This is a genomic window from Xenorhabdus indica (assembly GCF_014467235.1).
GTDB classification, from domain to species: Bacteria; Pseudomonadota; Gammaproteobacteria; order Enterobacterales; family Enterobacteriaceae; genus Xenorhabdus; species Xenorhabdus indica.
Genome location: NZ_NKHP01000047.1, coordinates 1 through 9,647, shown reverse-complemented (window position 1 = coordinate 9,647; position 9,647 = coordinate 1). Strand labels below are relative to the sequence as shown.

Sequence of the window (9,647 nt, the reverse complement as noted above, 5' to 3'; positions counted from 1 at the left end):
GGGTCATAAGAAGTCGCCCTTTTACGATAATATTCGTAATCTTCTTTACATTCAGCGGCGAATTGCATTGGTGTAGTCATATCCATACCCTCAGAATTAGATTGTTTATTTGGAATGAGCTGTAATTAGTTAACTATAGAAATAAACTTCAATTCGACAGATTGGATATGAAGTTAATTTGTTTTCGATAACGCATTTCTCGGCATCTTCCATTGATTCGAAGAAATCACAAAATTTTATATTTTCTTCCATTTTTCCTTCATATTCTTCCCATTTACCAGCTACTACATGAAATTCTTTTTTCATATTCATACCTTAAGAATTAAATTGTTTATTTGGAATGAGCTGGAGTGACAGCAATCTTTACAATCGCGAACAGGCGATTCGTAATCACGTTCATCGCCTTCTGGGTAATTCAACTGGCGAATAATTTCGTGGCGTTCCCTTTCTAATTCCATGATCGGGTCAGAAGCATTATTTATTTCCCGATCATAATCTTGTGTATAAGGATTTATTTTAGCTTGGTTGATTGCATGACCTAATCGCTGATTCGTTTTTTCGCGTTCTTTGTTTAGGTATTCCACTTGTCTTGTAAGACTGATTACATCACGGCGTGCACTTAATTTATTTTCCATCCACTGATAAATTTCCTCAATGGTATTTCCATTTGCGATTATTACTGGCTCATTCTTTTGCATTTTTATTTTCCTATGTTTTTTAAATGAATCGATTGATCACACCCTCGCTGTCACCTCACCCGACGCCAGTCTACGGCGGGATTTGGTTTTGGTTGAATAAAGTGCTGCATTGGGTAAGCAGCAATTATTAAAGCTTGGTTCTTGAGACTTATCGCCTTTAAACTGAGCGACCAAACTACTTATTACATTAGCGCCATCGTTTTGTGGCTTACGCTTGAGTGTTAATATCTTGCGCGGTTCTGTTTCTATGCCAAACGCTTTATCGATAATATTCTCCAGCGTTTTTATTTCGCATTGGCGAATATGCTCTTTTAAACGATGACAGGTTATCAGATCGCCACGTCTCAGATGACGGCGCATTTTGGAGCTTAAGCGACCACCTTTAGGCAAGATAGTGATACTTTCCATTTGATTACCCCTAATCAGTAATTTTTGGGGCGCAGTTAATGAACTGAGAGACAGCTTGAAATTTGTAGTCCTCTAAATGAGGAGTGCAAACTTTCCAGTGACTCGCTGCGTCTATCCTTAGACTCTGCTAACCACGCCCCAAAAATCACTTTGGGTAGGGACTCTCCACACGGGCGGAGCATTCATTGTAGGTACTGCTTTAACTTGGTATCGAATCATCCAGTTCTTCATATGCCACTGGCGGCTACTTCGTGGGCGTCCTGCCTGTTCGATGGGATAAAAATTACAAGAAAATTTGTATTTTGTAAACAAGAAAATTTGCATTCTTTTCTTGTGTTTAATATAAGAAATTGATTTTAAATGGAATAAACTTTTATCTGAATGGGATATTGTGATTTAGGTCGCGAATTGACCAGAGGAAGAATAGGCAGGCACAAAAAAAAGCCCTCGCGGGGGAGGGTTATTTTGTAAAAATATCAATGAGTTTTATGGTTTCTTCATGTACATGTTTAGCAAAAACATTATGACAGGCATTGCTATTGATACTAGTAATGTACTCAAAAACCAAACTTTAATCCCACTGATTTTTGTATCTACCTGCTCAGAGCTTGCTTTTTTCTCTATGGATGAAGACATGTCGCTCATTCTTTGCAATATCAAAGCGACATCGGTGTTATTGGCTTTATTTTCTACAGATGAGGATAGGTTATCCATTTTCTGTAGTATCAAGGCAACATCACTTGTGTTCGCTTTCGTTTCTACAGTTGAAGAGATGTTGTCTATCTTTTGCAGTATTAAAGCAACGTCAGTTTTTATTACACCAACATCACTGGTGACTGATTTCAGATCAGACTTCATATCATTCATAGTAGTTTTGATATGTTCAACATCTGATTCCAGTTTTGCTACTCGTGATTCCATATTTCCACCTCCTCCACCTCCGTCATTACCACTTTTTAATGATGAATGATTTTCCGGATCATGTCTATTGGTTGCTGAAGCATTAGACATCAAATTTACCCCGCTAGAAAAAGAATAAATATTAGAGCGTTCGGGATTCATTTATTCTCTCCTTTGAGGATAACTCTAAAGCGAGCTTCCATTTCATGAAACACTTTACTTGGTTCATCGTCACTGGCTATAGAAACTTGAATAGTATGAACGCCGATATTTGTTATTCTGACTTGAAGGTCAGCGCGAAGAAATCCTGGTACATCATCAGGCTCTGCCGCTCCATCATCGGCAATTATAGTTGTTTTTGCTGGTAATTTATCAGGTGAGCCTTTTAATATTGTTTTTCCATATTTATCAATGATATTCAATGAAATTAAGTATTTTTTCGATTGATTAAGACAAACAAAGGCGGCAGCAACCATTACCTTTGTATCAATGGGTATTTCATCGCATTGATAGTGTAGGACAGGTCCTTCATTACCATTCGCATCTTGAGCTGCTGGAAAAATAAAGGCTATTTTTTCTTTACGTTCCATTTTAGTTCCTGCATTAAATTTTATGACGCAGTTAACATTTCATATAGTTATTGTTTACTATCTGTATATATTTTGTTAACCTGCTTTAATCCCACGCTTTGCCATCATTTCGGCAAATATTGCATCAAAATGCGCTGATTTTGCTTTCAATTCACGCAAAAAACGATCTGCTTCTTCTGAGGGTAAGTTCTCAAATAAATCCAGTAATTCCTCCTGTTTCTTGGTTAATTTTCTATAGTTTGGAGGAATTTTCACATTGGTTGGCTGAATTGAATTTTTAGGTGACTGAAACATTTCTTCCGCATCAGGCTCACCAGTTCCATATTGCAGCCATTCTAAAGAGCACTTCAAAGCCTTAGACAATTCAAGCAAAAACCGTGGCCTCTTTGTCATGCCACTTTCTAATTGCTGAATTGACTGCTGCTTAACGCCAGCAAGAGCCGCTAATTCTACCTGAGTTAGGTTTAGCTCAATCCTGCGATTTCTGACGCGCTCTGAAATTGACATATCTACTCCTGTGTCTGATCCCTAATTTTCACAAGAAAAGTTGCATTTGACAAACAAGCAACTTTGATCTTAAATACAAGAAATTTTGTATAGGAGGTGCAATGGAAACATTATCGGAACGTGTGAAAATCAGACGTTCAGAAATGAACATGACTCAATCTGAACTTGCTGCAATTGTAGGCATTCGGCAGCAAGCGATTCAAAGCATTGAAGCAGGATTAACCCGGCGCCCAAGATTTATTCTGGAATTGTCTAGGGCGCTGAAATGTGATCCTGAATGGCTGCAATACGGCTCTAAATAATCATTTCTGCTTTCTTACAATGAATGCCCCGCCCGTGTGGGGAGTCCCTATCAACCCTTTGGTAGGCTAAACCATCACTAACCCTCTTAAAGAGGGGCTGTTTCTATCCCATCTATGATGATCGTCATTAATCATCATCTATCTCAGGATAGTTGATATTTTTGTTTATTTATTAAACGAAGTTTCACTTTAGGAATTTACGTACTTGAATAATTACAAGCCTTGGTGAAAGTCACAATCAAGGAATAAGAAAAATGAGCATGATTTTAATGGCTAAAGCCATGCAGATGAAAGTCGGTAACCCATCAAGAAAATTGGTATTACTTAAGCTGGCTGATAATGCCAATGATAAAGGTGAATGTTTTCCCTCTTACCAGCACATAGCTGATCAGTGTGAAATAAGCCGCAGAAGTGTCATTAAACTAATTAATGATTTATGCCAGCAAGGTCTGGTTAAAAAAGTTTTCAGGAAGGGTGAAAAAGGGAATTCGTCTAATATTTATATTTTAGATTTAGATGGTGCAAAAAATTCACCCCCTAGTGAAAATTCTGCACTAGGGGTAGTGAAGGAGTTTCACCACCCTAGTGAAACTGTTGCACCACCCCCTAGTGAAAATTCTGCACCCAGAACCAGTCACTCTTTTGATCCAGTCAATGAACCTATTAAAACAATAGCGAAAGTCGCTAAAGCTCCTCGTGGGGAAGGTCAATATTCGTTCAAGGGGGAAGTAATAAAACTCAGGCAAAAAGACTATGACAACTGGAAAAAGATTTTTCCTCACATCGATCTGGATATTCAATTGCAACGGCTGGATATCGAATTTCAGGCTGGCAAGCCGAAAAACTGGTTTATTACTGCCAGTCAGAAATTGAATTACCAGAACAACCAGCAATTCAGCCGGAAGCAGATCACCAACCCCAACGCAGAGTCAGCCAGCAACTGGAACACTGCTGAGGCATGGGAGGACTTTCTATGAATCGCAATCTGGTTAACGCCATCGCTAATCGTGATGGTGCGGCATTGTCTCGACTGTCAGAGGATCGTCAGCCGAACAACCAGCCAGTGGTGAACGAGAATGCCGAGCGATTGGTTAATGCGTTATTTAGACAACTGAAACAGATTTTTCCTGCTGCGACGCAAACTAATCTACGAAACGAATCGGACGAAGTATTAGCCAAACAGCAATGGATCGCTGCATTCGCTGAAAACGGTATTCGCACCAAAGAGCAGTTATCGGCGGGAATGAGATATGCTCGCGCCAATGAATCCCCGTTCTGGCCTTCGCCCGGACTGTTCGTGAAATGGTGCAAACAGGGAGAGGCTATCGCAGTTGGTCTACCCACCGAAGATGAACTGTACGACATGTTCCGTGATTACTGTAGGCGTCGTGGTTGGGATGATTTCAAATGGCAATCTAACGCCTGTTACTGGATGGTGACAAAGATTTATTCTGAGATGATATATCAGAACTTAACCAATTCAGATGTAAAAAAACTCTGTAGCCGTGAATTAAAGGCGATGGCGAAGCGGATTCTGGCAGGCGAAAAAATACCTGAACCCGTTGTTCAGATAGAGAAAAAATATACCCCTGTTGATCATTGCAGGGCATTGGAAAGGATCAGAGGGCTCAAGAAAATGCTGGCAAGAGACATACAGGATGATATTGATTCATACCGTAGAAGAGAATGGCGTAGAGGCTGAATAACACGATAGGAAATGTTGAGATGACAACAATTTTTCACAAAGAAAATGATTGGTTCCAAACGCCCAATGTAGAGCAACAGCATCGTTTGATGACTAGTAAAAACAGAGCATTTTGTTTTATTGATCAACACCGTCTAAATCGCAAAATCAGTCGGTGTTACCCCAGAGGACGAACGTATTTAAAGCTCGAACGTTTGGAGTATAGAGCCAGTCGCCGATGCAAACAGATTGATTACCCGCCTGAGAAGTTACGGGCATTCGCTTAACCTCACCAGAAGAACTTTAGATGACAGAGCAAGAAAAATTAGCTGAATTGGAACGTATAGCTTATGAGAAACATCAAGAAGCGCTAACAGCTTGGCATGAATATGCGTGCTCCTGTGACTTAGGAGACGAAAGAATAGCCGCATTCGAGAGATACGAAAATATCAGACTGGCACTGAGGAACAGATAATGAAAATCAAAACAAGTGAGCTGACAGGTCAGGCGTTGGATTGGGCCATGGCCTTGTCTTTAGGAGCAGAGATTTGTAGTAAGGGTCGTTTTCTGGAATTACCAAGTGGGCATTTTGTAGATAAAAAGAGTAGATATTATTCATTTAGGCCATCTTCTGATTGGTCTATATGCGCCCAGTTAATTGATAAATATATAGATAGCTTAACCCGTATGTGTATTGATTCTACTTGGATAGCATCTTGTAAGGCGGTAACAGTGAATGATTTTTCCATTTGGAAAGTACAGGAAGGCCAAACACCACAAATCGCCATCTGTCGCGCTGTAGTCTCTTCTAAATTAGGCGACGAAGTTGAAATCCCTGATGAACTACTGGAGGCAGAATGAAATACCAAATCACAGCCTCCATCATTCGAGCCGGTAATTATTTGAGTGATTTGATTTGTCGGGGTGGAAGTATGAGTGAAGAAATTAAAAATTGCAGCAAGTGTAATGGATTCAGATTCAGAATAGACCACAATCACAAGCCCAAATGTAAGTGCCAAATTACATGTTTGTCGTGCCTGTTTTCTGTTGAGTCACAATTAAGCATGAAGAGTGCAATTAACTTGTGGAATAAAAGAGAGGGCTGATGGAATGTGATTTTCTCTTCCATGAATCGACGAAAGAATTAGCCTGGCAACAACTCAAAGAAGTTCTCGCAACAAACCAACCTCACCGCATCATCATCAAGCCTTGGAAAAACACCCGAAGCCAATCTCAGAACGCGACCGCTCATATGTGGTTCGGCGAGATTAGCCGTTTTCTGAAATCCAACGGCGCGAATTACTCACCAGAAGATGTTAAGGACATGCTCAAGCATACCTTCTTGGGCTATGAGGTCGTTGATCGGGTTGATGCGAGAACTCAGGAAGTTGAGCACGTCAGGACACTCCGCCAGACATCCAAACTGGACACTGGCGAGATGTTTAGATTCATGGAACAGGTTGAGCAATGGGCTGTGGATATTGGTTGTTTCGTAACAATACCAGATGACAGCGAGTATATGAAACTTAAGCGGAGGCAGGAGCAGTGAGTAAACCAGCATTCATTTTGCTTATTGGATTTTTACTATTGGTATCAAATTCAATGTTTGCATTTTTCTACAGTATCGTGAATTGGCAATGGCCAACATGGGGTGATGCAATTTTCTTGTTGAAACTTACATTCTCGCAGCTCTGCGCATTTACTGTTATGTATCTGGCAGTTAATGCCTTGTTTGATTGGGCGAAGGTGGGAAAATGAGATACCTACTATTCATCGGGTTTTGGGTGGCTGCAATGCTAATTATCGGACTGGCTTTAGGGGGATAAGGTGGCAAGATTAAGGGAAAGGAAATGTAAAGAATGTGGCGAGCAGTATCAACCAGAACGGCAATTACAAAATACCTGCTCAATCCAGTGTGCAATAACCAGAGGAAAAAAGTTAGAGCAGAGAAAGCGAGAGGAACTGGAACGACGACGAAAGAAAGATAATGAAATTAAGCAAAAGTTAGCCCGCGATAAACTCAAAGCCTGCAAGTTAGCAGTAAAACCCCGCAGTTACTGGATACAACAAGCCCAACGCGCCGTAAATGCCTATATCAGAGAGCGAGACCGCGATTTGCCGTGCGTCTCGTGTGGCACGTTTGTATCTTCTCAATGGGATGCAGGACACTACCGGACCACATTAGCAGCCCCTCAATTGAGGTTTGATGAACGTAATATTCATCGCCAATGCATTGTCTGTAACCAGCATAAATCCGGGAATATCGTTCCGTATAGAGTGGAGTTAATCAGGCGTATTGGTCTGGCAGAGGTAGAAGCCGTCGAATCCAACCATGATCGTCACCGCTGGACGATTGAGGAATGTAAGGTCATTAAGGAGGAGTACAGACAGAGGCTCAAGGAATTGCGAGCGCGGGAGGTAGCATAATGCGTGATATTCAGATGGTATTGGAGCGCTGGGGTGGATGGGCAGCAAACGGAAATAGCAGCATTAATTATTCACCTATCGCGGCAGGCTTCAAAGGCTTATTGCCTTACACATCAAAATCAAGACCTTCTTGCTGTGATAATGACGGCATTGCTGTAGATGGTGCTGTAGGTCAATTAATAAAATCAGGCCGGACAGATGAATTTGAGTTAATTGAGTTGCATTACATTCACGATATTTCGAAATCAGACATAGCCAGAAAGAAAAAATGTTCTGAAGGAAAGATACGGCAAAATCTGATGGTCGCAGAAACTTTTGTGGAAGCCTGTTTAATTATGGCTGGCGTTACTCTGGAAATGGACGCTTGGACACATAAAGCGACACCAACAGGAAAAGTAGCATAAAGGCTTTTCGTAACGAAATTTACACGCTATTGTGATAAGAGTGATAGCAATGTCACACAGCTTATTAATTTCAGGCCTCGCTCCGGCGGGGTTTTTTCATATCTACCCGTTGTCAACTCAGAGTTTACAACTCAAGCAGTATCGGTCAATACCCTATATCTTTTTAAATCAATGCATTACATTCAACTTTGACCATTTCGATCAGCACCTCTGATTGGTATAGAGATCACCTCATGAAAGATACCGATTAGCTCAAATCGCGATACCGGAAATCCGGTAACGGAACAAATTCATACATTCAAGGCTGCGCATGGCGTGGCTTTTTTTGTTTTGAGTGGGTAGTCGTAATCTATTTTGTTAGTAACAAATTGAATATAAAACAGTGATAAAGCTCTTGTATGGCACTCTTTACATTTGCAAATCTGGTTTTTATTTAATATGCTGGCAACACAGATTTGATAGTTTTGGGAATGAAGAGGCGGCTCCCAAAAGTTTAACCGCCAAGTTGGTCACTTCGACTTAGGTCTGGGACTCCAACCATGTCGGCTGAGAGGTCGGCGCCTACTTTTTTCTTTTTCTTACGGGAAGTGGTACGGATAATTGTACGTTTCTTGTTTCTATGTCTCTTGACCCAAGCGTTTTATCATAAAAAAACCAGATATTAAATTTTCTCTCTTTTGGCCATGTATCGTGGCAGAGCGTTTTCCATCCAAGGTGTCCCGCGATTTTTTCCACTAACTGTATCTTTGTGTCTGACGATATTTTTTTTTGATATGAACTCATTATTGCTCCAAGGAAAAAATCAGATATCTGGATATTCTCTGAGACTTTTGAATCCTTTGTCACTACAGAGCTAATAATATTTTTTCTACCAAATTGTTTTAATAGGGTGTTATTTGCGATTACATGAAAAGCCTCATCTGCTTTTTTATACCTGGACGCTATTGGATCGACTTCTATACGGAAAAAACAATCACGCTCAGGATGTGCTGCAATGACATTACCTATTTTCGTGGAAATTAATTTCGTGAAGTGTTTTCTCATTGCCAAGTCGTAATCGCCATCATGAAATGCCTTATTGACCATAGATTTTTCTATAACAATGCAATGAAAAGCCAACCAAGGATTCTGGAAGAAAACATCAACTAGCTCTTTGTAAAAATCGGCGTATTTCTTGGAGTTAGCTTTTTTCCATTTGATTTCTTCATAGTACCTATATTTGTCTCTTAGTTCTCTAATGATGCGGGAGAAATCACCTCTGCGTTGATACTTCATCCATAGGCTACCAAAGCCATAAAAGCGCTGTCCATCTATACCTGATTCATCACAAGCCACATGCCAGATTAGTTTTCCGGGGTCTCTCATGAAAGATCCTTCTGTATAAAAGATTCATAGTGATTAATTTGCTTATTAAATCACATGCATAACTAATTGATAAGGATCGTTTTAGTCAAAAATCACAAAGAATGGTGCTTTGTTCTTGGATAGTTAGCTCGATCATAAAATTAACAATACATTCGCCGCCGCAACGTCTCAACACGCCAATCTTGTTGCGGTTGGAATTCTATTCATTACATGGTCGCTACGGCGGCCTTTTTGTTTTCTGGACGCACCAAGAGAGGGAGGCGAACGGTGAAATACATGGGGAGTAAATCCCGTATTGCGAAACATATCGCCCCCTTCATTCTGGAGTATTTAACAACAGATACGGTTTATGTTGAGCCATT

General features: G+C 40.5%; 16 protein-coding genes. 9 read left to right on the top strand and 7 right to left on the bottom strand.

The features are described from left to right. Positions 1-129: 129 nt before the first annotated feature. From Xind_RS19060 to Xind_RS19035, 6 genes are all read right to left on the bottom strand, one after another. Complete coding sequence (locus Xind_RS19060) at positions 130-306, bottom strand: hypothetical protein (RefSeq protein ID WP_187650865.1); 177 nt, start codon at positions 304-306, stop codon at positions 130-132. A 2-nt stretch (positions 307-308) separates the two neighbouring features. Then, complete coding sequence (locus Xind_RS19055; RefSeq protein ID WP_187650864.1) at positions 309-698, bottom strand: hypothetical protein; 390 nt, start codon at positions 696-698, stop codon at positions 309-311. A 36-nt stretch (positions 699-734) separates the two neighbouring features. Then, the gene (locus Xind_RS19050) at positions 735-1,106 is read right to left on the bottom strand and encodes a transcriptional antitermination N peptide (protein ID WP_187650863.1); all 372 of its coding nucleotides are present in this window, start codon (positions 1,104-1,106) and stop codon (positions 735-737) included. Between the two features lie 486 nt (positions 1,107-1,592). Continuing rightward, positions 1,593-2,168, bottom strand: coding sequence for a hypothetical protein (locus tag Xind_RS19045; RefSeq protein ID WP_187650862.1), 576 nt, complete (start codon positions 2,166-2,168; stop codon positions 1,593-1,595). Next, the gene (locus Xind_RS19040; RefSeq protein ID WP_187650861.1) at positions 2,165-2,596 is read right to left on the bottom strand and encodes a hypothetical protein; all 432 of its coding nucleotides are present in this window, start codon (positions 2,594-2,596) and stop codon (positions 2,165-2,167) included. Before Xind_RS19040 ends, Xind_RS19045 begins: the two co-directional genes overlap by 4 nt. Before the next feature lie 75 nt (positions 2,597-2,671). After that, the gene (locus tag Xind_RS19035) at positions 2,672-3,103 is read right to left on the bottom strand and encodes a helix-turn-helix domain-containing protein (protein WP_187650860.1); all 432 of its coding nucleotides are present in this window, start codon (positions 3,101-3,103) and stop codon (positions 2,672-2,674) included. 101 nt (positions 3,104-3,204) lie between these two features. Between Xind_RS19035 and Xind_RS19030 the strand changes: the two genes are divergently transcribed. From Xind_RS19030 to Xind_RS18990, 9 genes are all read left to right on the top strand, one after another. Then, positions 3,205-3,405: a helix-turn-helix transcriptional regulator gene (locus tag Xind_RS19030; RefSeq protein WP_187650859.1), complete on the top strand. Its 201-nt coding sequence runs from the start codon at positions 3,205-3,207 to the stop codon at positions 3,403-3,405. Between the two features lie 254 nt (positions 3,406-3,659). Continuing rightward, a complete protein-coding gene (locus Xind_RS19025; RefSeq protein WP_187650858.1) occupies positions 3,660-4,382 on the top strand; it encodes a helix-turn-helix domain-containing protein in 723 nt (240 codons plus the stop codon). Beyond that, positions 4,379-5,107, top strand: coding sequence for a replication protein P (locus tag Xind_RS19020; RefSeq protein ID WP_187650857.1), 729 nt, complete (start codon positions 4,379-4,381; stop codon positions 5,105-5,107). The genes Xind_RS19025 and Xind_RS19020 overlap by 4 nt, the downstream gene beginning before the upstream one ends. 23 nt (positions 5,108-5,130) lie before the next feature. Beyond that, entirely contained in the window at positions 5,131-5,376 is a 246-nt protein-coding gene (locus Xind_RS19015; RefSeq protein WP_187650856.1) for a hypothetical protein, read from the top strand. A 187-nt stretch (positions 5,377-5,563) separates the two neighbouring features. Further along, positions 5,564-5,950, top strand: a complete 387-nt coding sequence (locus Xind_RS19010; protein ID WP_187650855.1) for a phage protein NinX family protein — start codon at positions 5,564-5,566, stop codon at positions 5,948-5,950. A gap of 244 nt (positions 5,951-6,194) precedes the next feature. Beyond that, positions 6,195-6,638: a YbcN family protein gene (locus Xind_RS19005; RefSeq protein WP_187650854.1), complete on the top strand. Its 444-nt coding sequence runs from the start codon at positions 6,195-6,197 to the stop codon at positions 6,636-6,638. Then, the gene (locus tag Xind_RS19000) at positions 6,635-6,847 is read left to right on the top strand and encodes a hypothetical protein (RefSeq protein ID WP_187650834.1); all 213 of its coding nucleotides are present in this window, start codon (positions 6,635-6,637) and stop codon (positions 6,845-6,847) included. Before Xind_RS19005 ends, Xind_RS19000 begins: the two co-directional genes overlap by 4 nt. 69 nt (positions 6,848-6,916) lie before the next feature. Next, a complete protein-coding gene (locus Xind_RS18995; RefSeq protein WP_187650853.1) occupies positions 6,917-7,516 on the top strand; it encodes a recombination protein NinG in 600 nt (199 codons plus the stop codon). Beyond that, entirely contained in the window at positions 7,516-7,920 is a 405-nt protein-coding gene (locus Xind_RS18990; RefSeq protein WP_187650852.1) for an antiterminator Q family protein, read from the top strand. The genes Xind_RS18995 and Xind_RS18990 overlap by 1 nt, the downstream gene beginning before the upstream one ends. Before the next feature lie 561 nt (positions 7,921-8,481). Here the strand turns inward: Xind_RS18990 and Xind_RS18985 are convergent. Next, positions 8,482-9,285, bottom strand: a complete 804-nt coding sequence (locus tag Xind_RS18985) for a DUF3800 domain-containing protein (RefSeq protein WP_187650851.1) — start codon at positions 9,283-9,285, stop codon at positions 8,482-8,484. Between the last annotated feature and the right edge of the window lie 362 nt (positions 9,286-9,647).